Below are 24,662 nucleotides of genomic sequence, written 5' to 3'. Positions count from 1 at the left end.
AAAATTATTATTTTCGATTAAAATTTGCTTCAAATATAGAAGTATTTCCAACATTATCAGTCACAACTACTTTTAGTTTGTTTCGAGTTTCTTTAACGGCCTGATCATTAAAATCGTGTGTGAGTATTTTTGTCTTGTAATCATAAGACATTAAAATAAATTTACCATTTACCGTAGCATAATAACTATCGATTCCAGTTTCATCGTCGTCAATTTTTAGTTTTAAATATCGATAATTAGACATCCATTTGCCATCTCTAAAATTAATGGGTTTAATTGTTGGCGGTGTCTTATCAATTTTTAATTCATAGTCTCCAAATTCTTTAGTGTAAGTCACAAATCTATTCTGGGTTTTTTTAGTATTTGAATAATAAAACTTTCCCCAAGGATAAGTTTTTGCAATATATAATTGTTGTTTGTCTTTCTCTGAAAATTCAGAAACATCAAAACCAATACTAATGCTTTTATGAAGTGGTGTTTTATAGTCATGAACCTTCACTGCATTGGCTTTAAATTCAATATTTAGGTAGGTGTCTTCATAAAGTGCATTCTTTGGAATAAAAACATCAATTTTACCATTTTCAAACATTGAAGGGTAATCTACTTGGGCAAAATAAGGTGTAACAGAATCTTTTTTAGACTGAAACTTGACAGAATTACTTTTTAAAGGAATGTGAATTTGCTTAGTATTATTATTGAAGTCTTTAATTAAAACTTTCAAATTTATGTTTAAACTGTCTTTATCGAGATGAATAATACCATTGCGATCTATGGCTTCTACTAAGTCAAGTTGAAGTTCCTCGGGTTGATATAACTTCATAATCCGTTTTCGGTCTGACTTGTAATAGCTGTAATCGATTAAGCGATTGATATATCTTGTTTCTGAAAATGAGAATCTGTTGAAGTAAGTTCTAAAACTTTGGTTTCCATTTACAAAAACTTCAACAGCGTAAATACCATTTTTGTTATAGCTTAAATCAAATTGATCATAAGTGTCAATGCCAAATCCAATTTTGCCAAAAGCGGTAATTTCTTCTGCCTTATAGGTATTTGGACTAATTTTGACTAATTTAATTTTTTGTCGACTTTGATGTCCATTGATATGCGCATCTTCACTTAAACCATAAGCATATAATCCACGAATTCTTGGTGGCTTAGAATCTTTTACGCTTTTGAAACCAAATAAAAAGGGATTCATTGGTCTGGAATTTTCATCTCTAATTTCAAAGTGTAAATGCGGTCCGCCACTTGAACCAGAATTGCCGCTATAGCCAATAACTTCGCCTTGTTTTACAGGTAAAGCCTTTGATTTTGGGAATAATTCTATTTCAAAGGTTTCACGTTTATATTGTTCTTTTAAAACATAATCATGAATTTTACCAGCATAAGCACTTAAATGAGCATAAACCGTTTGGTAGCCGTTAGGATGTTTGATGTAAAGCGCCATACCATAGCCAAAGCGCTGTATTTTTATTCGACTAATATATCCACTAGCCGAAGCTTTAACTTTTAAGCCAGTAACACCTTTAGTTTTAAGGTCAAGACCAGCATGAAAATGGTTAGACCTAAGTTCGCCAAACGTACCAGAAAGTAAAAGTGGAATTTCAAGCGGTGATTTAAAATAGTTTTCAGGAATTGGTTTTGAAATTTGCTGGGGAAAACACCAATAACTGCAACATAATATTACTGCAATTGTAAGGAGTTTTTTCATAGACAAATTAAGCTTTTGGTTTAAACGCTGAAGTTAATACATTATTTTAAATCACGTTGCCGCTTAGCTTCAAAAATTATAATGGCTGCTGATACTGAAACATTCATAGAATCGATGCTGCCTTGCATTGGGATGTTTATATTTTGTTTTGCAGCAGTTCGCCAAAGTTTTGATAGTCCTTTAGATTCAGTACCAACTACAATTGCTGAAGCCTTTGTGAAATCTTCTTTTGTATAAATATTTGAATTTTGAAGTGTTGCTGCATATATTGAAATTTCTTTTTCTCTTAAAAAATCAATTACTTCTTGGGTTGAACCAATACCGATTTGCTTTGAAAATACAGTTCCTAAGCTTGACCTAATAATATTAGGATTATACAAGTCGGTTTTTGGGTTAGCAATGATAACAGCATCTAAATTTGCTGCATCAGCAGTCCTTAGAAGTGCGCCTATGTTGCCAGGTTTTTCTGGTGCTTCAGCGATAAGAATTAAAGGGTGTTTTTGTTCAAGTTTAAGGTCGAGTAAATTGTGTTTTTTGGTTTTTGCTAAACCAATAATGCCTTCAGTTGTACTTCTGTAAGCAATTTTTTGGTAAACTTGTTCAGATACATCAATTATTCTTGTGTCTTTTATTTTAATTTGGTTGTTATAAATGGCATTACAAACATAAAACTCGGTAAATTGGTAATTGTTTTGTAAAGCAATTTTAATTTCACGAATACCTTCTACAACAATTAATTGTTCATCTTTTCGACGCTTAGTTTTTTTTTGTAAGCGTTGAATTTTCTTGATATTTTGGTTTTGTAAACTTTCAATCATTATAAAAAAAAGCTCCCGATTTGTGGGAGCTTTCAAAGTTATAAAAAGTAGTTAGATTATAAGTGGATTACTTCGTCATAAGCATCGGCAACGGCTTCCATCACTGCTTCACTCATCGTTGGGTGTGGATGAATAGTTTTTAAAACTTCGTGGCCTGTAGTTTCAAGTTTTCTGCCAAGAACAGCTTCGGCAATCATATCGGTGACGCCAGCACCAAGCATATGGCAACCAAGCCATTCGCCGTATTTGGCATCGAAAATAACTTTTACAAAACCATCTTTAGCACCTGATGCACTAGCTTTACCTGAGGCAGAAAAAGGAAACTTACCAACTTTAATATCATAACCAGCTTCTTTAGCTTGCTTTTCGGTCATACCAACACTAGCAATTTCAGGGTTAGAATAGGTACATCCAGGAATGTTTCCGTAATCAATTGCTTCGACCTTCATTCCAGCAATTTTTTCAACACAAAGAATTCCTTCAGCTGAGGCTACATGGGCTAATGCTGGGCCATGAGTTACATCGCCAATGGCGTAGTAGCCAGGAATATTTGTTTGGTAAAAATCATTAACTTGTATTTTGTCTTTTTCAGTTTTAATGCCAACTTCTTCTAAACCAATATTTTCAATATTTGTCTTGATTCCTACAGCAGAAAGAACAATATCGGCTTCAAGACTTTCTTCACCTTTTTTTGTTTTAACTTTAGCTTTTACATTTTTACCTGAAGTATCTACACTTTCAACTGAAGAGTTAGTCATTATTTTAATGCCTTTTTTCTTGTAAATACGCTCAAATTGTTTTGACACTTCTTCATCTTCTACAGGAACAATATTTGGTAGATACTCAACAATAGTTACATCGGTTCCCATGGCATTATAGAAGCTTGCAAATTCAACTCCAATAGCACCAGATCCAACAACAATCATTGACTTAGGTTGCTTTTCAAGTGTCATAGCTTTACGGTAACCAATGACTTTTTTGCCGTCTTGTGGTAAATTAGGTAATTCACGCGATCTTGCACCTGTAGCTATAATGACGTGATCGGCTTCGTAAGTTGTTTTTTTATCATTTTTATCGGTGACTTCAACTTTTTTACCTTTTAAAAGTTTTCCATTACCGTTTAATACATCAATTTTATTTTTCTTCATTAAAAACTGTACACCTTTGCTCATGCCTTCAGCAACATTTCGGCTTCGTTTTACAACGGCGCTAAAGTCTTTATCAGCTTTTTCAACCTTTAAGCCATAATCGCTTGCATGGTTTAGATAGTCAAATACTTGAGCACTTTTTAGTAATGCTTTAGTTGGTATACAACCCCAATTTAAACAAACGCCACCGAGGCTTTCTTTTTCAACAACTGCAACTTTAAAACCTAGTTGAGAAGCACGGATTGCTGTAACATAGCCTCCAGGACCACTACCGACTACAATGATGTCATATTTACTCATGTGAATTGTTTTTCAATAAATTAAGTCGCAAAGTTAAAGAATATCGCTTAAATATGGTATGATTTGACAAGCTTTATAGTTGCTTATCGTTTTAGGGTGAAATGTCCGGTGAATTTTTTGTCGCCGACTACAATTTGATACCAATAATCGCCTGAAGAAACAGGTTGCCCATTAAATTGCCCGTTCCAGCTGAAGTCTTCATTTTCACCTTGAACTAACAACTTTCCATAGCGATTAAAGATTTGAATTATATAAGGTTGAACCAAATTAGCATCATTAACCTTAAAAACATCATTTATGCCGTCATTATTTGGTGTGAAAAATTCTGGAATTACTAAATGAAGAAAATCAACTTCAACTGTACCGCAACCATTATTTTCAATTACGAAAATGGTTTTTAAGCCACCTTTTACAGATGAAAAATAGGGGCTATCTTGATAAAATTGATTATTAATCGCATAGCTGAAATCTCCGTTGTTCTGAAGGTTGATTTGAATGTCACTACCAATACTTTCAACAGACTCAATAACTGGTGTTGAGTTAACTGTAACATTAAATAATTGTAAGCTTGTACAGTTTGAAGTATTGGTTACCTCTACGGTATATTGACCAGCCTGATTAATCTCGATTTCTTGGGTTGTTTCTCCATTACTCCAATTATAAGTGTTGCCTCCAGTTGCCGTTAGAAACTCGCTTTCTCCTTCGCATAAAATAATTTCACTAGTAAATTCAGGAGGATTTGAATTGATAGAATAGGTGATTGGTATTCGGTTAGGGTTGATGCAGCTTCCTTCAACTGAAATAGCCTCAGCATAATAAGTGCCTTCATTTTCTGCTTGGTAGCTAAACGAATCTTCAGCGAGTAAATTTCCGCCTGTTTGGGCATCATACCAATTAATTATAATGTTAGGGTTTTCTTGAACAGCTAAAGCTTGAGTTTCGCCTTCACAAACTTCAACATTACCTAAGCTTATGGGTTCAATTATTTCAATCTCTTCTACTGTAAATACGTTTGATGTACTATTACATAAGTTGTTTTCGACATTGATTTCATCTTCAGCAACTAAGGCACGATAAAATTCTAAACCACTTGAATTTGTAATGGTAAGTGTTGAATTTGTTTCTCCAGGAATGTTAGACCAGTTTTCTTGGTCTTGGCTTATTTGCCATTGATAAAAATGCGAATCGTAGATGCTAAAATCAGGTAATGCGTTAATTGTGATGGGATTAAAGCTTTCATTTTCGCAATAATTGAATTCAGTTTGATTTTCAAAAACAACTTCAGTTTCATCACCACAAGATCTAAAAACTATATCATCTATGGCTAAATCGTTGCCACAACCGCCTGTGCCATTATTAATCATTTTTAGAATGACTTCAGTTTGATTTTCTAAAGTAGTAAATGTCAGTCCATATTGTTGCCAAGTAGGAGAGTTGCTGCTATTGATGTTACCTGTATCGCCTTCAGCTAATAAATTGGTATCTGTAGAGTCCCAAATTTGAAATTTTACATTTACAGGAATTGCCGTACCAGGGCAAGCATTATTTGCGGGTAAGATGTTTAGTAACCATGCAGAAAATTCATAGGAGTTATTTTCACATAAGCCATTTATTGTTGTTCTAAAAAATTCACCTGCGTTATTTTCATCTGCATTGACGATTAAAGCTTTACCATTAGTATCATTTGGCGTGTGGTCACTTGGCATATTCCAACCAAATTGAAATGTACTGTTTGATATGGTGTATTGCCCATCTTGTGGGTTGTTAGCATTAATAAAATTATAGGTTGTTGTGCCAGGTGCTAACGGTGGCCCATTATTTGTGCCTTGACCAAAATCTTCAGTAAAAATAGCATCGCCAGTATTCCCTGAACAAAAGCCCAATTGACTGTATGAATTATTAAAGACTAATAATAAAATACTTAAAACAAATAACTTCATACAGCCAAAGAAAAGACTTTTAGTTGAGAGAAATAAGATTTAGGTCTATATTTTCTTGTTTTAAAGCTTGATTTAATTTGTTATAAGTTGATACATCGTAAGCTTCTGCAAATTCGGCTGGTAGAATTGCTATTCTAAAAACTTGATTTTGCGTAAATTCAGGTGGAAGCAAATCTAAAGCTGCGTTTCCATCTAGAAAAATATTAGCATCAAAAAATGTATGATTAAAATTATAGACAACTTCATCACCATTATTTAAATAAAAGGTTTGTGGTAGTTGCGCCCAAACATCAACTGGACCAGTTGGGTCATTGACTTGTTCTTCTAAAAGGTAAACCATGACAACATCAGATTCGAACACCTCTACAGTGTTAGGAAATTCAGAAATAATACTGTAGCCATTGTTAGACGTGAAGTCGGCTTCAATTTCATATACATTACCTAAAATATTTACACCGTCAAGACCTGGTGGGCCTGGAGGTCCAATATCGCCTTCGCAGGCAACAACTAAAAGGCTAATTAATAAAATACTTATGATCTTTCTCATGATTTAAGATTTAAAATTAATACTAAGTGAGTTAACGCAATAGCGTTTTCCTGTTTCTGTAGGGCCATCATCAAAAATATGCCCGATATGTCCACCACAATTACTACACAGAATTTCGATACGTTGCATGCCAAAACTATTATCTTTCTTGTATTCTATGGCACCTTCAACTGAGCTGTCAAAACTAGGCCAGCCACAGTTACTTTCAAATTTCGATTGACTGTCAAACAGTAGTTCATTACAGGCTTTGCAATGGTATTTTCCGTCTTCAAAATGTGTATTGTATTTACCAGAAAATGGTGGTTCGGTGCCTTTTTCTCTTAGAATTCGGTATTCTTCTTCTGTGAGTTGTTCTTTCCAGTTTTGGTTTGTCATGGTTATTTGTTTTTAGGTATAAAATCTAAAGCTACTCCGTTAATGCAGTGACGCATTCCTGTTGTTTCTCTTGGTCCATCGTTAAAGATATGACCTAAATGACTACCGCATTTGCCACAAAGTGCTTCTGTACGCTTGTAGCCTAACTTTCTATCAGAGCTCACGGTCAAACTGCTGTCAATTGCACGATCAAAACTTGGCCAACCTGTGCCGCTATCAAATTTATACTTGGTTTGATAAAGTGGGTTTTTACATGCAGCGCAAACAAAAGTTCCAGCTTGCTCAACTTTGTTTAACGGACTTGAGAATGCAGGTTCAGTACCTGATTTTCTCAAGACATTAAATTCTTCTGCTGTTAAAACTTTTCGCCATTCAGCTTCAGTTTTAGAAATTTCAAAATTTGTCTTTGTTTGTTTTTTCTGGGCATTTGATTGACATGAACCAAATTGAAGACAGATAAGTAGTAAAATTATTTTTTTCATTTTTTTATTTAAAAGTAAAGGTTTTCTAAGTGAAAACTTATTATTAATTTGTTAAACCAATTTTTAATGTTTCTAGTAATTGTCATAAATTTGACTGCTAAAACATTGAATATGAAATTTCGTCTTTTTCTTTTAATTAGCTTATTACTTATTACCATAAACTGTGCCGTAAATCCATTTACAGGTAAAAAAACCATGGCTTTTGTGCCTGACTCAAAGTTGATACCAATGGCTTACAGTCAATACGATGAGGTTTTAAGCGAAAGTGAAGTCTTAAAAGATACAGAGGAATCAGAAATGATAAAGCGTGTTGGTGAACGAATTAAATTAGCTGCTCGTAAGTATTTAAAATATAAAGGGATGGATGATTATGACGCTAATTATGATTGGGAATTTAACCTGATTGAAAGTGAACAAATCAATGCTTGGGCAATGCCTGGTGGTAAGGTTGCTTTTTATACTGGAATTTTATCAATTGCAGAAAATGAAGATGGAGTTGCCGCTATTATGGGACATGAAATTGTTCATGCACTAGCAAATCATGGGCAGCAAAGAATGAGTGCTGGTCTGATACAGCAAGGCGCAGCTGTGGTTGGTAATGTAGCTTTGAGTGAAAAAGAGGAGCAACAACAGATATTTAATGTTGCTTTCGGTGTAGGTAGTCAGGTGTTTGGGATGTTACCTTTTAGTAGGAAGCATGAAACTGAAGCTGACGAACAAGGTTTAGTTTTAATGATTTTAGCTGGTTATGACCCAGAAGAAGCGCCAAAACTTTGGGAGCGAATGAAGACTGCAAGTAATGGTCAATCTCCACCAGAATTTTTAAGTACGCACCCATCACACGATACTAGAATCGAGAATTTACGGAACCGAATTCCAACAGCAAGAGCCGAAGCTGAAAAAATCGGTATTATTAATTTTAATTAAATGAAATCTCCTCAAATAATTAAAAATGCATGGGCATTTTATGATTGGGCTAATTCGGTATACAGTTTAGTAATCTCGTCTGCTATTTTTCCTTTGTTTTACTCAGCCTTAACTGTAATTAAGAATGAACAAGGTGATGTGATTTCAGATTCTGTTAGATTTTTAGGTTATAGCTTTAATAATGATGCTTTGATTAGCTATGTTACTGCTTTTGCTTTTTTGATTATTTCGATAATGAGTCCCATTCTAAGTGGTATAGCCGATTATGTGGGTAATAAAAAGCTATTCATGAAAATATTCTGTTATGTTGGTGCATCTGCATGTATTGGGCTTTACTGGTTTAATTTAGAATATTTGTGGTTTGGTTTGCTATGTTATTTGCTTGGTTTAATTGGTTTTTGGGGAAGTATTGTCTTTTATAATTCTTACTTACCTGATATTTGTCCAAAAAATGAGCAAGACCGTTTAAGTGCAAAAGGCTTTTCTTTAGGTTATATTGGAAGTGTTTTACTGCTTGTGTTGTGTTTAGTAATGATTTTAAACTATGAGTTATTTGGTTTTGAGTCCGAAGCTTTACCAACGCGCTTATCTTTTATTTTGACAGGTGTTTGGTGGATAGGCTTTAGCCAATATTCTTTTTATCACTTACCAAATTCTAATAAAAAAGGGCGCTACACTAAAGATGTCTTTTTTAATGGTTTTAAAGAATTAAAATCTATTTATAAATCAATTAGAACTAACTTAAACCTAGAACGTTATTTAGGCGCTTATTTTGTTTACAGTATGGCTGTACAGACCATAATGTTAATTGCTACTTATTTTGGTGTTGAAGAAATTAAATGGCCAAATAATGATGCTACCATGGGATTAATCATTAGCATACTTGTGATTCAACTGGTAGCTATTTTAGGTGCATTTTTGGCTTCTCGATTAGTTAAGTATCTTGGTAATATTCATGTATTAATTGGATTGAATTTAATATGGATTGGTGTTTGTGTTTTTGCTTTTTTTATGGAAACACCAAATGAATTTTATGTCGCTGCTTTTTTTGTAGGTCTTGTGATGGGTGGCATTCAATCACTATCACGTTCAACTTATTCAAAATATATTCCTGACCATGCTGAAGATACAACATCATATTTCAGTTTTTATGATGTTACCGAAAAAATAGGAATTGTCATCGGAATGGCATTCTACGGAATTTCAGCTCAACTTACAGGAAGTTTACGTTATTCAATCGTATTCTTAATTATCTTTTTTGTTGTAGGTGTATTATTACTACTTCGAGTTCCTGACAGAAAAGCTAATCGTTGAATAAGGCTTTCATTAAGGTTTTAATACCTTTAAAAATTAAATATCCAGCTGCGATGCATAATATGATTGACAAAATTAAAACAGGCCAAAATAAAAATTTGTCTTGATTTCCGAATGCGCTATACATAATCACAGGTCCTAAAAATAACAGAGGTAAAGCACCAGCTAAATATTTAAGACCTTTAAATAGCAGTTCTTGATTAGTGTGTTGCATGAAATATAGCTTTTCTTACGCTGCCGTATTTTAGTAATAGCTCTTTTGCTTTCGATTCATCAATCTTTAAAGATTTTGCAATCATTTTTGTGCCACGCTCAATGAGCTTTGTGTTTGATAGTTGCATATCTACCATCTTGTTGTCTTTAATGCGACCTAGCTTAATCATCGCTGTTGTACTCATCATATTTAAAACCAGTTTTTGAGCCGTACCAGCTTTCATGCGTGAACTTCCAGTGATAAATTCGGGTCCGACAAGGACTTCTATCGGAAAATTTGAAACTTCAGTAATAGGTGAGTTTGGGTTGCAAGTAATACAAGCTGTGGTTATATTAAGCTCCTGGCAAGCTTGTAAGCCTTTAACAACATATGGAGTTGTTCCAGAAGCGGCAAGACCTACAACACAATCGTTTTTAGAGATTGAATGCTGTTTAAGATCTTTAATAGCTTGATTAGTATTATCTTCAGCATTTTCTACAGCCGTTCTAATAGCCTTGTCACCGCCAGCAATGATACCTATAACTACATCTTCGTTTACACCAAAAGTTGGCGGACATTCACTAGCGTCTAAAATTCCTAATCGGCCACTTGTTCCAGCGCCAATGTAGAAAAGTCGACCACCATTTTGCATTTTTTTGACTAAAACATGAATAAAGTTTTCAATTTGAGGTATCACTTTTTTAACCGCTGTAGCAATTTTTTGGTCTTCTTGATTAATAGATGTTAATATTGTTGAGGTCGACATTTTTTCAATGTCGTTGTAATAAGAATCTTCTTCAGTTATTTTTCTAAAATCACTCATTAACAGTATAATTAACACGATCGATTTCTGAAAGGCTAAAGTAACCAAAAATATACTCATCAGGATTATCAACATCATTTATATTGCCACGAACCACAGCAGGTTGCGTTTGAAAAGGTCCACCAGAACTACCAATTTGGTTCAGCAGTATTACAAGGTAATTATAATAATCTTCTGAAATTCCGTGGTTAATAATTTCAACAGTATTACCAGCTTCAAGATCTTCTTCTGTATAAAAGGCAAAATTTGTATTTCCGTTATTAAATTCGTCATCATAAATTTCAAATTCTGGAAAAGCAATAAAGTCTACATCAAAAGTGAATAAATTGTAATTTTCGGTTTCAACAGGATCTTTGTAAAAAGCTTTAAGTTCAATATCTTCACCTGAAAATCCGCCATCATTACGTTGCTGAACAGAATCAATTGTTGCAACAGGCATGAGTTGCTCAGTTGCTTCAAAAGTTCTACCATCAACTTCAACTAATAAGGTATAAACTTCATTGAGTTGAGGTTGAAAATCATTTGTAGTGTAAATTCCGTTAGCGTTCATATCTGTAAACTCAAAAACAGTATTTTCAGAATTAATAACTTCAACTGTTGCGCCAGAAACCATTGAAGGCGTTTCATCGTAAAAACCTCTTGATCGCGAAATGCGAATTTCTTGGTAATTCCCAGCAGTTCCTTTTTCCCATTTTAAGGCGGCATCTATCACTAAACGTGGTTGAGCTGTTTCTAAATTAACTTCAACAACATCTTCACAGCTTATTAAAATGATGCTCATTGTTAGAAGAACGATATATTTAATTTGTTTTGCCATAATTTAAAATTCAAAGATGTAACTCACAGAAGGTATAATTCCAAATATTGATAAACGAACGGCTTCATTTTGGCCAGAAGTTCGGTTTTGTTCAAAGTTTAGAGAAGCTGCATTCTTACGATTGTATAGATTAAAAATGCCAAAGTTCCATTTTGAAGTCCATGACTTATGATTTTGGTTTTGAGGTGTTAATGTGGCTGAAATATCTAAGCGATGAAATGCAGGTAAGCGATTGGTGTTTCGACCTTCATAAACTGGAATGTTCAATCCTTGATATTCAAATTGACCAACAGGAAAGTTAACAGGTCTTCCTGTTTGAAGCGTGAAGTTAGCATTAAAGTCCCATTTTTTGTTAAAATCATAATTTGCTGTAAGACTTAAATCGTGAAGGCGATCAAAATTCGCTAAATACCAATCGCCATTATTAATGCCTGGATCATTGGCTGAAAACCCTGGTGTGCGTTGCTCTGAACGAGAAATGGTATAGGCAATCCAACCAGTAAGTTTACCTTTATTTTTTCGCGCCAAAAGCTCTAAACCATTGGCGCGACTTTCTCCATTCAAAATAACACTTTCAATTTGGTCGTTAGCAATTAAATTAGCGCCATTCACATAATCGATGCGGTTGTCTACTGTTTTATAGAATACTTCAGTTTCAAAACTGTAAGTTTTATTTCGGTAATTTTTAAAAAAACCGATCGAATATTGGTTAAGAAGCTGCGGTTTTACAAATTCTCCGCTTGGCGTCCATACATCAAATGGTGTTGGTGAGGAAGTGTTAGAAAGCAAGTGCATATTTTGTGCTAAGCGGTTATAACTTGCTTTTAAAGATGTATGATCGTTAAAACTATAAGATATTGCAAATCGTGGTTCTAAGTTATAAAATTCTTTTTCAATTTTAGAAGCACTACTTTGTCTTGTGTCAATAGGTTCGGCTTCCTCATAAATGCCTGTTACATTATTGTACCTAATGGGTTGATTGTTTTCGTAACTAAAAATTTCACCTTGTCCCATACGCCAAAAGGCATTGAGTCTTAAACCATATTCTAGATTGATGGCATCACTCAGTTTTTGTTTTACACTGAAATACGCCGCATGTTCAAAAGCATGTTTGTTTGCAAGATTATCAGGATTAATCCCAGAATTATCAGAACTAGGAATAATATTACCAGGTTCAATAGTATATTTAATGCTACTTAAGCCATACTTAAAGCTGAATTGGTCTGAAATAAAATGATTAAAATTGGCATTTAAGTTGAGGTTACTTACCCAATTATCAAATTCAAATCCTACAAGGCTTAAATCTAAGTTGTAATTGTAGCGGCTATACGATAGGTTGAAGTCGCCAGATAAATTTTCGCTAAGAAGGCTGTTCCATTTAAAATTTCCAAAGGTATTACCATAAGTGTTTGTAAAGCTTTCATTTATACTTACCAAATCATTACCATGATAAACTGAAAATGCAATGCTGTTTTTTTGATTGATTTGGTTGAAGTATTTAGCGTTAAAATCGTAAAAATAAGCCGTATTTTGATTATCAGTTAATTTTAAAAATAGATGCGCGTATGTTGCACGACCAGCTAATAAAAGCGAAGATTTTTTCTTTTTTATGGGTAATTCTAACAGTAGTTTGCTAGAAATAACACCAATACCACCATTTCCTGAAATACTGTCTAGATTAGCTTTTTTTTGATTAATATCTAATACAGAAGAAACGCGGCCGCCAAAGTTAGCAGGAATGCCACCTTTGTAAAGTTTTAAATTATCTACAGCATCAGGATTAAATATAGAGAAAAAGCCAAAAAGATGCGAAGAGCTAAACAGTATAGCATCATCAACAAGAATTAAGTTTTGGTCAGTATTGCCGCCACGAACATTAAATCCAGCAGCGCCTTCACCAGCATTAGAAACACCTGGTAATTGTAATAGTGATCTAATAACATCAACTTCACCAAATGCAGCAGGAATGTTTTTTATACTTTCTGCGTCAAGAGAATTAACACTCATTTGTGTATCACGTGTATCTAAAGCTTCAATATTTTCAGTAATTACAATTTCGTTCAAAGACTCTGCTTTAGGAACGAGTGTAAAATTATAGACTCGAGATGCTTTAACTGAAATAGATTTCTTAATGGTTTTAAATCCTAAATAAGAAACTTTAATCGTATAGTTTCCTTTTTCTACTTTTATTGAATAATTTCCATTTTCGTCTGAAACTGTTCCTAAACTGTCGCTTAAAATAATGTTTGCGCCGTAAATAGGTTGATTATTGGTGTCTGTGATTTTTCCAGAAATCTCATAAGTTTGAGAAAATGTGAAACTGAAAATGCAAAGACTAACTATGAAAGTAAGAAAGTTCTTCAAGTTTTTCGTACAAATATATTTGGTTAAGTTGAATTTTATTGTGAACAAAAGCCTAAAAATAGTGTGAATTTCAAATAAAAATGTAAGATTTATTTGTTGATAACTTAGATTTTAAAATGGCGTAATTAATTGTATTTTTACGATTCATAAAAAGGCTTTTACATGGGTAAAATTATTGCGATTGCAAACCAAAAAGGTGGTGTGGGTAAAACAACAACTGCTGTTAATTTAGCCGCGGCTTTAGGTGTTTTAGAAAAAAAAGTATTATTGATTGATGCCGATCCTCAAGCTAATGCCACATCTGGTTTAGGTGTAGATGTTGAAACGGTTGAGGTTGGAACATATCAATTGCTAGAACACACTGCAAAAGCTAATGAAGCTATTATTGAAACAGACTCACCAAACCTCGACTTAATTCCTGCCCATATTGATTTAGTAGCAATTGAGCTTGAATTAGTCGATCAAGATAATCGCGAATTAATGCTTAAACAAGCCACACGCAGTTTAAAAGATAATTATGATTATGTCATTATAGATTGCGCACCTTCATTAGGTTTATTAACTTTAAATGCCTTAGCTGCTGCAGATAGTGTAATTATCCCAATTCAATGTGAGTATTTTGCCTTAGAAGGTTTAGGCAAATTACTTAACACGATTAAAAGTGTGCAAAAGGTTCATCATAAAGATTTATTAATAGAAGGCTTACTGTTAACCATGTACGACTCACGCTTAAGATTATCAAATCAGGTGGTCGACGAGGTTAAAAAGCATTTTAGTGATATGGTTTTTGATACAATTATACAACGCAATGTACGTTTAAGTGAAGCACCAAGTTACGGTGAAAGCATTATTAAATATGATGCAGCCAGCAAAGGTGCTAATAATTACCTAAGTTTGGCGGAAGAATTAATCAATGCCTAATTTTTAAACTATGGCAAAAACAACACGTAAAAAAGCATTAGGAAGAGGATTATCGGCTTTATTGAACGATCCTGAAAACGATATCCAATCTGTTGATGATAAAAATGCCGATAAGGTAGTTGGCAATATCGTCGAGTTAGAACTCGATTCGATTGAAGTTAACCCATTTCAACCACGTACAAGCTTTAACGAAGATGCCTTAGATGAGTTAGCATCTTCTATTCGCGAACTAGGTGTAATACAACCTATTACAGTTAGGAAAGTAGGGCAGCAAGCTTACCAATTAGTGTCAGGTGAACGCCGTTTTAGAGCGTCTAAACTAGTAGGTTTAGAGACTATTCCTGCTTACATAAGGATAGCCAACGATCAGGAATCTCTAGAGATGGCCTTAGTTGAAAACATTCAACGCCAAGATTTAGACCCTATCGAAATTGCATTATCTTACCAACGTTTGATAGATGAAATAGATTTAACACAAGAGCAATTGAGTGATCGCGTTGGTAAAAATAGGTCTACAATTGCTAATTACTTGCGTTTATTAAAATTAGACCCAATTATACAAACCGGCATGCGAGACGGTTTTTTAAGTATGGGACACGGTCGAGCCTTAATTAATATAATTAACACTGAACAGCAACTAGAAGTGTATGAAAAAATACTGAAAGAAAAGCTTTCAGTGCGTGAGACTGAAAAATTAGTAAAGTCGATTAATGAAGGTCGTAAAAAACCGATTTCTCAGCCAAAACTCGACCAAGACAAGCAGCAACAATTAAAAGCTATATCACAACATTTTGGTGCCAAAATAGACATTAAAGTTACCAAAAAAGGTAATGGAAAAATCATATTACCATTCTCTTCAGATGAAGATTTTAACCGAATAGCCAAGATTTTACAAGATTCAAAAAATGCCTAAATTATTAATTGCATTTCTTTTAGTTTTTATAACATCAAGTATTGTTGCACAAACCGATACAACTTCAGTTTTAAAGCTAAGTACTCAACCAAAATCACTAAAAGCTGAATCGAAATTCGAGGCTAATCCTTTTGATGCAAATGCACCTGCTAAAGCTGCGTTTTATTCGGCAGTATTACCTGGCTTAGGTCAGGCTTATAACAAAAGCTATTGGAAAATTCCGCTTGTATATGGTGCAATAGGTGCGAGCACTTATTTTTACATCTTTAATAATAACGAGTATAATCGCTATAGAGATGCTTATAAAAGTCGTTTAGCGGGTTTTGAAGATGACGAATTTTTTGGTGTGTTAACCAATGAAAACCTTATTGATGCCCAAAAGCAATTTCGTCAAAATAAAGAATATTCATTATTGTTTATAATTGGGTTTTACATTTTAAATATTATAGATGCAAATGTTGAAGCGCATTTAAACCAATTTAATGTTTCGCGCGATTTGAGTGTAAGTCCGCAAATAATACCCAACCACATCACTCGGAAACCAGAATTTAATCTCACTTTTAATTTAAAGCTCAATTAATATGAAACTTGCCTTACTTGGCTACGGAAAAATGGGAAAAGCAATTGAAAAAGTTGCTGAACATCGCGGTCATGAAGTGATGTACAAAACAAATCGAGACTTAGATTTAGATCAGTTGAAGCAGGCAGATTTGGCAATAGATTTTAGTGTACCTGATGCAGCATTTAAAAACATCTCAGAAGCTTTAAAACTTCAACTTCCTGTAATTTCAGGAACAACAGGCTGGCTTCATCGGTATAATGAAGTGGTAGAATTATGTCAAGAGTATAACTCAAGATTTTTATATGCTTCAAACTTCAGTTTAGGGGTTAATTTGTTTTTTAAGCTAAATGCATGTTTTTCAAAATTAATGGCTAATACAGATTATGATGTTAAATTAGAAGAAACCCATCATATACACAAAAAAGATGCACCGAGCGGAACAGCTATTACCTTAGCAGAAAAAGTAATAGAACATACGAAATATTCAGATTGGGCTTGCCCTCCAGAACAAAATGAGTCAAAACTTTCAATTGAAGCATTTAGAAAAGGTGAAGTTTTTGGTGACCATACTGTAACTTTTTTTAATAAAATTGACCAATTAAGTATTCGTCATAGTGCTTTTTCGCGTGATGGCTTTTCAAAAGGTGCCGTAGTTGCAGCCGAATGGATTTATAAACAACCAACTGGCGTATACACCATGGCGCAAGTTTTAGACGATTTAACTCAATAATTATGCTTACATTAATAGATTTATTATTATTGACCATCATTATCCAAGTAATTCATTTTCTCGGAACTTGGAAACTTTATAAACGTGCAGGTCGAGAAGCTTGGGAAGCTGCAATTCCTATTTATAATGCTATTGTTTTATTAAAAATAATCAATAGACCTTGGTGGTGGATTTTTTTACTGTTTATTCCTGTAATTAACGTAATTATGTTTCCTGTGATATGGGTTGAAACAGCCAGAAGCTTTGGTAAAAATTCAACTTTAGACACATTTCTGTCTATTTTTACTTTAGGCTTCTATAATTATTATCTTAATTATTTAACCACTTGCCAGTACCTTGGTAATCGCAGCATAAAAGCAACAACTAAAACAGGAGAATTTGTTAGCTCAGTTATCTTTGCCGTTGTAGCTGCAACAATAGTTCACACTTATGTTATGCAGCCATTTACGATTCCAACCTCTTCATTAGAAAAAAGCTTATTAGTTGGTGATTTTTTATTTGTTAGCAAATTTCATTATGGCGCTCGTGTTCCTAAAACGCCAATTTCATTTCCTATGGTTCATGACTCAATTCCTGGTGTAGGTATTAAGTCTTATTCTTCTTCAGTAGAATTACCTTTAATGCGCTTACCTGCTATTACTGAAATTGAACGTAATGATATTGTTGTATTTAATTGGCCTGTAGACACGGTAAGAATGTTTGGTGATAACTCAGGAAAATATTACCATAAACCCATCGATAAAAAATCTAATTACGTTAAACGAACCGTCGGTGTTCCTGGTGATTCATTAGAAATTATAGATGGAAAAATTCATATTAATTCTTCACCTTTAGAATTACCGGAGCGTGCAAAACCGCAATATTCTTATATCGTTCAAGGTAAAGGTCAAGGTTTTAATTTGCGTAGTTTAGTTGAAATTTACAATATTACAGATGGTATTGCTTGGTTCAATAAATCAAAGCGCCAATATTTAATTCCCGCTGTAACAGAGGCTTCTGCTAAAAAGCTTGAAAACCATCCGAATGTAGAATGGATTAAGCGAAAAGTTGATCCAAAAGGAGAAAAAGATTTAAAAATCTTCCCTAATAATAAAAAAGTTAATTGGAATCGCGATCAGTTTGGACCTATTTATATTCCAGAAAAAGGAAAAACAGTTAAGCTAGATGCTGAATCTTTTTCACTTTATCGTCGTGTGATTGAAGTTTACGAAGGCTCAGAGCTCGGAAAGCAGCAAAAATTGTCCATTAAAGGTAACCAAGTTTATATGAATGATGAGCCAATTGACAATTATACCTTCAAACAAAATTACTATTTCATGATGGGAGATAACCGTCATAATAGTGAAGATAGTCGCTTTTGGGGTTATGTTCCAATGAGTCATGTGGTTGGTAAACCTGTATTTATTTGGTTAAGTTTAGATGGCAATGCATCTGGTTTATTTGAAAAACTTCGGTTAGACCGAATGTTTACAACCGTTGCAGGTGAAGGTGAACGTGTATCTTATTTGCAGTACTTCTTAATTGCATTAGTACTTTGGTTTGGTTTCCGGTATTTTAGTAAAAAGCGTAAAAAAGGCTAATTTTATGGAGACCTCACTTTTTCATCCTGCTTATTTTGGTCCTTTAGATCAATATATTGCTATGAGTAAGGCTGATTCTATAAGCTTTGAAATGCATGATAATTATCAAAAACAAACCTATCGTAATAGACAGTATATTTACGGAGCTAATGGTAGATTGCAATTGAATATTCCTGTTAAGCATAGAAAAGACACTCATAAACGCCAATTATATAAAGATGTAAAAATTGAACAAAGTTTTAAATGGCAGCAATTACATTGGAAGTCTATTCAAACTGCTTACAGAACGTCGCCTTTTTTTGAATTTTATGAAGATGATTTTGCCTTTTTGTTTGAAAAACCAGCGACTTATTTGATGGATTACAATTTGAAATGTACAGAAGTGGTTGCTGAAGCATTAGGCGTAGACTTCAATTTTAAATTTACAGATGAATATAAACTTGATTATTCAGCAAATAATGAAGTTAAAGATGAACGTCGATTCATTTCAGCCAAACGTTCGGCTTATTATGAAATTTCAGAATATAACCAAGTCTTTAAATCTAAGTATGGTTTTATTCCTAATTTATGTGTGTTAGATGTGTTATTTAATTTAGGACCTTCAGCTGAGGTTTATTTTGACCAAATTAAATAATACCAAATCTTCCATAAAATAAGATAAATAAATAGTTTCTAATTGCCTTTCTCTTCGTTAAAAAAAATGAAACGTAGCTTAGGCTATGTTTCATTTTTTTGCCTTGATTAAGACAATTATAATTCAATTTCTTTTGGTCTCATCTTATAGAATATTTGGTATAAGTGTTATATTTCTATTCGTGTTAAAATCGGGTAGTGGTCTGAGTAATTCACATCAAAATTCTTAAACTTAATTGGTTTAAGATTTTTATCTACGAAAATCACGTCAATTCTTAATGGGATAAAATCAAAATCGAAAGTTTTACCAAAGCCTTGGCCAACTTCTTTAAAACTATCTCGTAATCGGTTACCTAAAATTTTTCTTGAGACATAAGAAACAGGTGAATTGTTTAAATCAGCACAAAGCACTACTTTGAAAGGTGAATTTTTAATTTCCTTTGCAACTAATTCAGCTTGTGACTGTTGTTTGATAAACGATTTACCAATACGGTTTACTAATTTTTGTTGATTATTATTTTGCAGTTGCTTAACACTAGGGACAATTTTTAAAGATTCTAAATGCACTGCAAAGACTCGTAAAGTATCGTTGTTAATAACAACATCAGCATATATGGCATTATTAGCCGTTTCTTTAAATTCAAGATTTTTAGTATTAAGTATTTTATAATTACTAAAAATAGCTAAGCCATTTTTTCCATTAGCTTTTGCAGGTTGTTTATAACTGTATTTAAATTCTTTTAAATCTGTCGATTCATCTAGATAATAATCCTGTAATGCTAAAATATCAGGCGATTGTTTATTTATAAATTGCTTTATATTTTGGGGTACTTGATCTGAATCAATCCATTTGTATTTGTTAAATAACCGGACATTATAGCTCATGATGTCAATAGTTGAGTCTGTGTTGCTTTCGTCCTTGCTTAAAGTGTTAAAAGCATAAATAGAGTTCCAATAATTAAAGCCTATAAGGATACATAGTAGTGATAAAAGAACTTGGCGCCTTAATAAAATTAGCCAATACATCATAAAAACCACATTTATTGCTAAAAGAATACCTAAACCGAGATTTATAATAGATAGGATTGATGATAATTTAGGAGGAATAAAAGGTAATAAATAGGCTATAATTAATAGAATCGCAAAAAATAAATTAAAACTATAAATCAATTTATTTCCAAAACTAAGATGCTTAAAACTAGCCATTAATTCAGTTTTACAAGTCTTTCCCTGCGTTAAACAGGAAATCTTTTTCAGCTTTAGTTAAACTGTCGTAGCCACTCTTACTAATTTTATCAAGAATTTGATCAACTTTTTCTTGCTTAGCTTTATTTGAGGTAGATTTTCTTGACTTTGCTTTTGTTTTAGATTTATGAACCGTCTTCATCTTTGGAGATTTAGATGTTTTAAAAAAGTTTGAAAACCAATTAATGCTGTCTTCTATCCAAGCACCAATATCGTTGCCTTTATCAAGTTGTTTTGTGTAGATATAACCTAAAAGTGCTCCGCCAAGATGAGCTAAATGTCCACCTGGATTTCCAAACGGAATCTGGATAAAATCAACCACCACTAAAAAGCTTGCAATCCACCAAAGTTTTAAATTTCCAAAAATTAATAAACGCACTTGCATGTTTGGCGCTTTTGTTGCAACTCCAACCAAAACAGCCATCACAGAGGCTGAAGCACCAATTAAATAAGATTTTCCTGTTCCCTGAAACGCCGGGAATATATTGTAACTTAAACTAAATATTAATGCCCCAAAAATAGCTCCTAAAACATAAAAATTAACTAGTCGTTTTGGAGAGTAGAAGGTTAAGAAAAACTGACCAGAGAAATAAAGAATAATCATATTAGACAAAATATGAAATATTCCTGCATGCATAAAAGCATAAGTAATAATACTCCATGGTCTTATAGCAAAGTCTAACAAATCCTTTGGAAAGCTTAACCATTCGGTTAAAAAGCCAGTTGAAAACTGATTTCCAGTTAATAAAAAAGCAATGGTATTAACCGCAAAGGTTAATATAAACATTGCGATATTTATAGCGATTAGTTTTTCAACAATGTTCGCTAAATTGTATCTATATCGTAATTTGTCTTGCCAATTCATATCAATTCCATCGGTTATAATTAAACTGATTTTTTTTCCAATACCACATCATAATAAATCCGATAATTGCGCCGCCAATATGTGCCCAATACGCTGTGTTTGATGGTCCAAATAGACTAACGCCACTCAGCGCAGAAAATACATTAATTAAAAAATAGCCACCTATTAAGTATTTAGCTTTAATAGGAATTGGTATAAAAATAATAAATAAAGGCATATTAGGATATACAATTGCAAATGCCGCTAGTACGCCAAAAATTGCGCCTGAGGCACCTACCATTGGTACAACATAAGTTCCTAAAAGCTGATCTGTAACATCTTGCGGAATTTGACTAAAAACACGGTATTGACCTGTTTCGACCACGCTCGCTAAAAGATCTGAAATTTCTCCAGCGCTGACGCCTTGATCAATGTAATATTGATAGGCATCATTAAAATTGTAATAACTAAATAAAATTTGTAACCCAGCCGCACCTAAACCAGCCGAAAAATAAAGAAATAAAAATCGTTGTTGACCTAAATAATTTTCTAAAGCACTGCCAAAAATATAAAGCGCAAACATATTAAAAAGAATGTGCGATAGGGTTTCTTGCGAATGCATAAACATATGCGAGAATATTTGCCAAAAACCAAAGTTAGGGTTTTCTGGAAACCATAAAGCAAAAACTTTATAGGCGTAATCGCCAATCACCTGCGAGCCAACAAAAAAAATGATGTTGACAATTAATAGGGTTTTTACAGTTGGTGTTATTTGTTGCATTAAGCGAATTTTTTAGAGATGTCGTCTAAACTTAAATTGAAATAAATTTGTTTTTGGTCGGGTGTTTGTAAATAATCTTTACAAGAAAATAAGGTATCGATTATTTGATTGATTTCAGCCTGATCTAATTGCACACCCGTTTTGATGGCCATGTTTTTAGCTAAAGCTTTGGCTAAAATCGTATTACTTTCAAAACTCGAGCTTGGTAAATCATCTGTAAATGCTGAAAAAATTTCGTCTAAAATTTGTGGGACTTGTTGCTCTTGAACCAAATCTGGAATCCCGTTAATCACTAATTGGTTTTTTGAAGAAGTTGAAAATCTAAATCCTGTGTTTTCAATAGATTCTCGAAGACTTTCAAACACTAAGCTTGTTTTTTGATTTAATTCAAGCTCTAAAGGGAACAAAAGTTGCTGGCTTGCAGCAGGCTGTTCAGTAATATTTTTTAACAAAGCTTCGTATAAAATTCTATAATGTGCCCGATGTTGATTAATTAAAATGAGCCCGCTTTTAAAAGCTGAAACTAAGTATTTATCACCTAACTGAAAGGCTTTACTATTTGTTGTAAACTCTTGTTCTTCAAACAATTTTGATTCAAATTCAACCGTTTCAGTTGAAGTTTTTGGAACTTCAGTAGAGTATAAGTCTTCCCAGTTGGTAATGGGTTTACTTTTTTGCTGAATTTGTCGTTGTGCAGTTTCTGTTTTAAACGGATTATAATCGCGATCTACTTCAATACTTGGTATTTTGGCAGGAGAATGATGTTGTTTATAGTTTGTTTCTAAACTATTATCTTTTTCAAAATCAAGTACAGGCGCTATATTAAACTGACCCAAACTGTGTTTAACACTACTTTGAATGATGCTATAAATAGCATGTTGGTCATCAAATTTAATTTCCGTTTTAGTAGGGTGAATGTTAATGTCTATCCGTTTAGGATCTATATCTAAATATAAAAAATAGGATGGATGTGTTTTGTCTTTTAATAAACCTTCAAAACCAGCTAATATAGCGTGGTTTAAATAATGGTCTTTAATGTAGCGGTTATTGACAAATATAAATTGTTCACCTCGGCTGCGCTTTGCATATTCGGGTTTGCCAATAAATCCTTTAACCTTCAGTAAATCTGTAGATTCTTCAACAGGAACTAGTTTTTCATTGCTTTTTGTTCCCATTATTCCCACTATACGTTGTCGTAGGTTTGAGGCTTGTAATTGAAATAATTCATTAGAATTATGAACCATATCAAAAGCGATGTCGGGATGCGCCAAAGCAACACGCTGAAATTCATCGATAATATGCTTAAGTTCAACTTGATCTGACTTTAAGAAGTTTCGACGTGCAGGAATATTAAAAAATAAATTTTTGACCGCAATTGATGTTCCTTTTGCAGTTACTATTGGTTGCTGTTCTTTAACTTCACTTCCTTCAACTTGAATTTGTGTGCCAATATCTTCGTGATCTTGTTTTGTTTTCAATTCTAGGTGAGCAATGGCCGCAATAGATGCTAAGGCTTCACCTCTAAATCCTTTAGTGTGAAGTTGAAATAAATCTTCAGCCGCTGCTATTTTAGAAGTGGCATGTCTTTCAAGTGATAATCGGGCATCAGTTTCATTCATGCCAACGCCATTGTCAATAACTTGAACTAATGTTTTACCAGCATCTTTAACAATGAGTTTTATTCTGCTAGCATTGGCATCGACGGCATTTTCTAACAATTCTTTGACAACAGAAGCTGGTCTTTGCACCACTTCACCTGCAGCAATTTGATTGGCAACATGATCTGGTAATAATTTTATGCAGTTACTCATAAATTTACTGGCTGAAAATTGAGAGATCAAAATCGATAAGCCACAAAAAAAGGAGAGCTAATACTAAAGCGATTAAAATTACTCGCCTATTAATTGAACGATTACCACGATGACGACTATTTTTTCGAGCATCTGCCCAATGAGACCCAAAATCTATAGAATTATGGGTTGACTTATATTTATTAAAGTTAGAATCTATTTCGTAAACATTACTAATTTTTTTACCGTTATAGTAACGTGGCGTGTAATTATAACGCGTGTTTTTGGGTAACTTGAATGATTTAACTTTAAACATAAATTTAAATAAAAATCAAATTTAGTGATTTACTGTTTAACGGCGTAAACATCACTTATATTTTAAGAAAAGTAAAAGAATTAAGCTTTGTAAAACTTAGCGTCTTTTCTAAGTTGAGCCATTTTTATAGCTGCAATTGCTGCTTCAGCGCCTTTGTTACCATACTTACCGCCTGAACGATCTCTAGATTGCTGAATATGATTGTCGGTGAGAACACAAAAAATGCTTGGGATATCTGAGGTTAAATTAAGTTGAGCAATACCGTTGGTGACGCCATGACAAACAAAATCAAAATGTTTAGTTTCGCCTTGAATAACACTGCCAATTGCGATTACAGCGTCAAGCATTTCAAAACTTTCCTGTATTTTTTTGCAGCCATAAATTAATTCAAAACTTCCAGGGACATTCCAACGAACGATATTCTCTTTAATGATGCCAACATCGGTTAAAGCATCAAAGGCACCCTGAAATAGGTTTTCAGTGATTTCGTTATTCCATTCAGACACAACAAGACCAATTTTAAAATCTTTAGCTTCAGGAAGTTCAGATTTGTTATAAAATGAAAGATTAGTGCCTTTAGTTGCCATA

General features: G+C 33.4%; 25 protein-coding genes. 8 read left to right on the top strand and 17 right to left on the bottom strand.

Annotation, left to right across the window (positions count from 1 at the left end; all coding sequences use genetic code 11):
* Positions 1–7: 7 nt before the first annotated feature.
* The 7 genes from BUB82_RS03015 to msrB (BUB82_RS02985) all read right to left on the bottom strand — a co-directional run bounded on the left by BUB82_RS03015 (position 8) and on the right by msrB (BUB82_RS02985) (position 7,321).
* Positions 8–1,711 carry a M23 family metallopeptidase gene (locus BUB82_RS03015; RefSeq protein ID WP_073191773.1) on the bottom strand — a complete coding sequence of 568 codons (1,704 nt, stop codon included), beginning with the start codon at positions 1,709–1,711 and terminating at the stop codon, positions 8–10.
* A 41-nt stretch (positions 1,712–1,752) separates the two neighbouring features.
* Entirely contained in the window at positions 1,753–2,529 is a 777-nt protein-coding gene (locus BUB82_RS03010) for a TrmH family RNA methyltransferase (protein ID WP_073191771.1), read from the bottom strand.
* Positions 2,530–2,585: 56 nt separating this feature from the next.
* On the bottom strand, positions 2,586–3,977 hold the full coding sequence (lpdA, locus tag BUB82_RS03005) for a dihydrolipoyl dehydrogenase (RefSeq protein ID WP_073191769.1): 1,392 nt from the start codon (positions 3,975–3,977) through the stop codon (positions 2,586–2,588).
* 83 nt (positions 3,978–4,060) lie between these two features.
* Entirely contained in the window at positions 4,061–5,917 is a 1,857-nt protein-coding gene (locus BUB82_RS03000; protein ID WP_073191768.1) for a T9SS type B sorting domain-containing protein, read from the bottom strand.
* Between the two features lie 19 nt (positions 5,918–5,936).
* Complete coding sequence (locus BUB82_RS02995) at positions 5,937–6,464, bottom strand: hypothetical protein (RefSeq protein ID WP_073191766.1); 528 nt, start codon at positions 6,462–6,464, stop codon at positions 5,937–5,939.
* A 3-nt stretch (positions 6,465–6,467) separates the two neighbouring features.
* Positions 6,468–6,839 carry a peptide-methionine (R)-S-oxide reductase MsrB gene (gene msrB / locus BUB82_RS02990; protein WP_073191764.1) on the bottom strand — a complete coding sequence of 124 codons (372 nt, stop codon included), beginning with the start codon at positions 6,837–6,839 and terminating at the stop codon, positions 6,468–6,470.
* Between the two features lie 2 nt (positions 6,840–6,841).
* Positions 6,842–7,321 carry a peptide-methionine (R)-S-oxide reductase MsrB gene (gene msrB, locus BUB82_RS02985; protein WP_073191762.1) on the bottom strand — a complete coding sequence of 160 codons (480 nt, stop codon included), beginning with the start codon at positions 7,319–7,321 and terminating at the stop codon, positions 6,842–6,844.
* A gap of 111 nt (positions 7,322–7,432) precedes the next feature.
* Between msrB (BUB82_RS02985) and BUB82_RS02980 the strand changes: the two genes are divergently transcribed.
* Positions 7,433–8,248, top strand: coding sequence for a M48 family metallopeptidase (locus BUB82_RS02980; protein WP_073191761.1), 816 nt, complete (start codon positions 7,433–7,435; stop codon positions 8,246–8,248).
* Entirely contained in the window at positions 8,249–9,562 is a 1,314-nt protein-coding gene (locus BUB82_RS02975) for an MFS transporter (protein ID WP_073191759.1), read from the top strand.
* Here BUB82_RS02975 and BUB82_RS02970 read toward each other — a convergent pair.
* From BUB82_RS02970 to BUB82_RS02955, 4 genes are read right to left on the bottom strand one after another with little or no spacing between them, the layout of a single operon-like run.
* Positions 9,552–9,776: a DUF6095 family protein gene (locus BUB82_RS02970; protein ID WP_073191757.1), complete on the bottom strand. Its 225-nt coding sequence runs from the start codon at positions 9,774–9,776 to the stop codon at positions 9,552–9,554. The genes BUB82_RS02975 and BUB82_RS02970 overlap by 11 nt on opposite strands.
* Entirely contained in the window at positions 9,763–10,578 is an 816-nt protein-coding gene (gene murQ, locus BUB82_RS02965; protein WP_073191755.1) for an N-acetylmuramic acid 6-phosphate etherase, read from the bottom strand. Before murQ ends, BUB82_RS02970 begins: the two co-directional genes overlap by 14 nt.
* Positions 10,571–11,395, bottom strand: coding sequence for a DUF4249 family protein (locus tag BUB82_RS02960; RefSeq protein ID WP_073191753.1), 825 nt, complete (start codon positions 11,393–11,395; stop codon positions 10,571–10,573). Before BUB82_RS02960 ends, murQ begins: the two co-directional genes overlap by 8 nt.
* A gap of 3 nt (positions 11,396–11,398) precedes the next feature.
* Entirely contained in the window at positions 11,399–13,759 is a 2,361-nt protein-coding gene (locus tag BUB82_RS02955; protein ID WP_073191752.1) for a TonB-dependent receptor, read from the bottom strand.
* Between the two features lie 162 nt (positions 13,760–13,921).
* Here BUB82_RS02955 and BUB82_RS02950 point away from each other — a divergent pair, with 162 nt between their 5' ends.
* Genes BUB82_RS02950 through BUB82_RS02925 form a run of 6 tightly spaced genes read left to right on the top strand, consistent with a single transcriptional unit; the run spans position 13,922 to position 19,099 of the window.
* A complete protein-coding gene (locus tag BUB82_RS02950) occupies positions 13,922–14,680 on the top strand; it encodes a ParA family protein (protein ID WP_073191750.1) in 759 nt (252 codons plus the stop codon).
* A 10-nt stretch (positions 14,681–14,690) separates the two neighbouring features.
* Positions 14,691–15,593: a ParB/RepB/Spo0J family partition protein gene (locus BUB82_RS02945; RefSeq protein ID WP_073191748.1), complete on the top strand. Its 903-nt coding sequence runs from the start codon at positions 14,691–14,693 to the stop codon at positions 15,591–15,593.
* Positions 15,586–16,173 carry a DUF5683 domain-containing protein gene (locus tag BUB82_RS02940; protein ID WP_073191746.1) on the top strand — a complete coding sequence of 196 codons (588 nt, stop codon included), beginning with the start codon at positions 15,586–15,588 and terminating at the stop codon, positions 16,171–16,173. Before BUB82_RS02945 ends, BUB82_RS02940 begins: the two co-directional genes overlap by 8 nt.
* A gap of 1 nt (position 16,174) precedes the next feature.
* Positions 16,175–16,885: a 4-hydroxy-tetrahydrodipicolinate reductase gene (gene dapB, locus BUB82_RS02935; protein WP_073191744.1), complete on the top strand. Its 711-nt coding sequence runs from the start codon at positions 16,175–16,177 to the stop codon at positions 16,883–16,885.
* A gap of 2 nt (positions 16,886–16,887) precedes the next feature.
* On the top strand, positions 16,888–18,465 hold the full coding sequence (lepB, locus tag BUB82_RS02930; protein WP_073191742.1) for a signal peptidase I: 1,578 nt from the start codon (positions 16,888–16,890) through the stop codon (positions 18,463–18,465).
* Between the two features lie 4 nt (positions 18,466–18,469).
* Positions 18,470–19,099 carry a WbqC family protein gene (locus tag BUB82_RS02925; protein ID WP_073191890.1) on the top strand — a complete coding sequence of 210 codons (630 nt, stop codon included), beginning with the start codon at positions 18,470–18,472 and terminating at the stop codon, positions 19,097–19,099.
* A gap of 167 nt (positions 19,100–19,266) precedes the next feature.
* Here the strand turns inward: BUB82_RS02925 and BUB82_RS02920 are convergent, their stop codons facing one another.
* From BUB82_RS02920 to ribH, 6 genes are all read right to left on the bottom strand, one after another.
* Positions 19,267–20,304, bottom strand: a complete 1,038-nt coding sequence (locus tag BUB82_RS02920; RefSeq protein WP_073191740.1) for an endonuclease/exonuclease/phosphatase family protein — start codon at positions 20,302–20,304, stop codon at positions 19,267–19,269.
* A 10-nt stretch (positions 20,305–20,314) separates the two neighbouring features.
* Positions 20,315–21,208, bottom strand: a complete 894-nt coding sequence (locus BUB82_RS02915; protein ID WP_073191739.1) for a rhomboid family intramembrane serine protease — start codon at positions 21,206–21,208, stop codon at positions 20,315–20,317.
* A 1-nt stretch (position 21,209) separates the two neighbouring features.
* The gene (locus BUB82_RS02910) at positions 21,210–21,968 is read right to left on the bottom strand and encodes a rhomboid family intramembrane serine protease (protein ID WP_073191737.1); all 759 of its coding nucleotides are present in this window, start codon (positions 21,966–21,968) and stop codon (positions 21,210–21,212) included.
* Positions 21,968–23,779 (bottom strand): DNA mismatch repair endonuclease MutL, encoded by a 1,812-nt coding sequence (mutL, locus tag BUB82_RS02905; protein WP_073191735.1) that lies wholly within the window; start codon positions 23,777–23,779, stop codon positions 21,968–21,970. Before mutL ends, BUB82_RS02910 begins: the two co-directional genes overlap by 1 nt.
* Positions 23,780–23,783: 4 nt before the next feature.
* Positions 23,784–24,074 carry a hypothetical protein gene (locus BUB82_RS02900; RefSeq protein ID WP_073191733.1) on the bottom strand — a complete coding sequence of 97 codons (291 nt, stop codon included), beginning with the start codon at positions 24,072–24,074 and terminating at the stop codon, positions 23,784–23,786.
* An 80-nt stretch (positions 24,075–24,154) separates the two neighbouring features.
* Positions 24,155–24,661, bottom strand: coding sequence for a 6,7-dimethyl-8-ribityllumazine synthase (gene ribH, locus BUB82_RS02895; RefSeq protein WP_073191732.1), 507 nt, complete (start codon positions 24,659–24,661; stop codon positions 24,155–24,157).
* Position 24,662 lies beyond the last annotated feature (1 nt).

It is taken from the genome of Psychroflexus salarius (assembly GCF_900129035.1).
Taxonomy (GTDB): domain Bacteria; phylum Bacteroidota; class Bacteroidia; order Flavobacteriales; family Flavobacteriaceae; genus Psychroflexus; species Psychroflexus salarius.
This window is presented reverse-complemented; position numbering and strand designations above follow the sequence as displayed.

Excerpts from the sequence above, each read along its gene's own strand:
- BUB82_RS03015 (WP_073191773.1), bottom strand. The coding sequence starts at position 1,711 with ATGAAAAAACTCCTTACAATTGCAGTAATATTATGTTGCAGTTATTGG.
- BUB82_RS03010 (WP_073191771.1), bottom strand. The coding sequence starts at position 2,529 with ATGATTGAAAGTTTACAAAACCAAAATATCAAGAAAATTCAACGCTTA.
- lpdA (WP_073191769.1), bottom strand. The coding sequence starts at position 3,977 with ATGAGTAAATATGACATCATTGTAGTCGGTAGTGGTCCTGGAGGCTAT.
- BUB82_RS03000 (WP_073191768.1), bottom strand. The coding sequence starts at position 5,917 with ATGAAGTTATTTGTTTTAAGTATTTTATTATTAGTCTTTAATAATTCA.
- BUB82_RS02995 (WP_073191766.1), bottom strand. The coding sequence starts at position 6,464 with ATGAGAAAGATCATAAGTATTTTATTAATTAGCCTTTTAGTTGTTGCC.
- msrB (WP_073191764.1), bottom strand. The coding sequence starts at position 6,839 with ATGACAAACCAAAACTGGAAAGAACAACTCACAGAAGAAGAATACCGA.
- msrB (WP_073191762.1), bottom strand. The coding sequence starts at position 7,321 with ATGAAAAAAATAATTTTACTACTTATCTGTCTTCAATTTGGTTCATGT.
- BUB82_RS02980 (WP_073191761.1), top strand. The coding sequence starts at position 7,433 with ATGAAATTTCGTCTTTTTCTTTTAATTAGCTTATTACTTATTACCATA.
- BUB82_RS02975 (WP_073191759.1), top strand. The coding sequence starts at position 8,249 with ATGAAATCTCCTCAAATAATTAAAAATGCATGGGCATTTTATGATTGG.
- BUB82_RS02970 (WP_073191757.1), bottom strand. The coding sequence starts at position 9,776 with ATGCAACACACTAATCAAGAACTGCTATTTAAAGGTCTTAAATATTTA.
- murQ (WP_073191755.1), bottom strand. The coding sequence starts at position 10,578 with ATGAGTGATTTTAGAAAAATAACTGAAGAAGATTCTTATTACAACGAC.
- BUB82_RS02960 (WP_073191753.1), bottom strand. The coding sequence starts at position 11,395 with ATGGCAAAACAAATTAAATATATCGTTCTTCTAACAATGAGCATCATT.
- BUB82_RS02950 (WP_073191750.1), top strand. The coding sequence starts at position 13,922 with ATGGGTAAAATTATTGCGATTGCAAACCAAAAAGGTGGTGTGGGTAAA.
- BUB82_RS02945 (WP_073191748.1), top strand. The coding sequence starts at position 14,691 with ATGGCAAAAACAACACGTAAAAAAGCATTAGGAAGAGGATTATCGGCT.
- BUB82_RS02940 (WP_073191746.1), top strand. The coding sequence starts at position 15,586 with ATGCCTAAATTATTAATTGCATTTCTTTTAGTTTTTATAACATCAAGT.
- dapB (WP_073191744.1), top strand. The coding sequence starts at position 16,175 with ATGAAACTTGCCTTACTTGGCTACGGAAAAATGGGAAAAGCAATTGAA.
- lepB (WP_073191742.1), top strand. The coding sequence starts at position 16,888 with ATGCTTACATTAATAGATTTATTATTATTGACCATCATTATCCAAGTA.
- BUB82_RS02925 (WP_073191890.1), top strand. The coding sequence starts at position 18,470 with ATGGAGACCTCACTTTTTCATCCTGCTTATTTTGGTCCTTTAGATCAA.
- BUB82_RS02920 (WP_073191740.1), bottom strand. The coding sequence starts at position 20,304 with ATGGCTAGTTTTAAGCATCTTAGTTTTGGAAATAAATTGATTTATAGT.
- BUB82_RS02915 (WP_073191739.1), bottom strand. The coding sequence starts at position 21,208 with ATGAATTGGCAAGACAAATTACGATATAGATACAATTTAGCGAACATT.
- BUB82_RS02910 (WP_073191737.1), bottom strand. The coding sequence starts at position 21,968 with ATGCAACAAATAACACCAACTGTAAAAACCCTATTAATTGTCAACATC.
- mutL (WP_073191735.1), bottom strand. The coding sequence starts at position 23,779 with ATGAGTAACTGCATAAAATTATTACCAGATCATGTTGCCAATCAAATT.
- BUB82_RS02900 (WP_073191733.1), bottom strand. The coding sequence starts at position 24,074 with ATGTTTAAAGTTAAATCATTCAAGTTACCCAAAAACACGCGTTATAAT.
- ribH (WP_073191732.1), bottom strand. The coding sequence starts at position 24,661 with ATGGCAACTAAAGGCACTAATCTTTCATTTTATAACAAATCTGAACTT.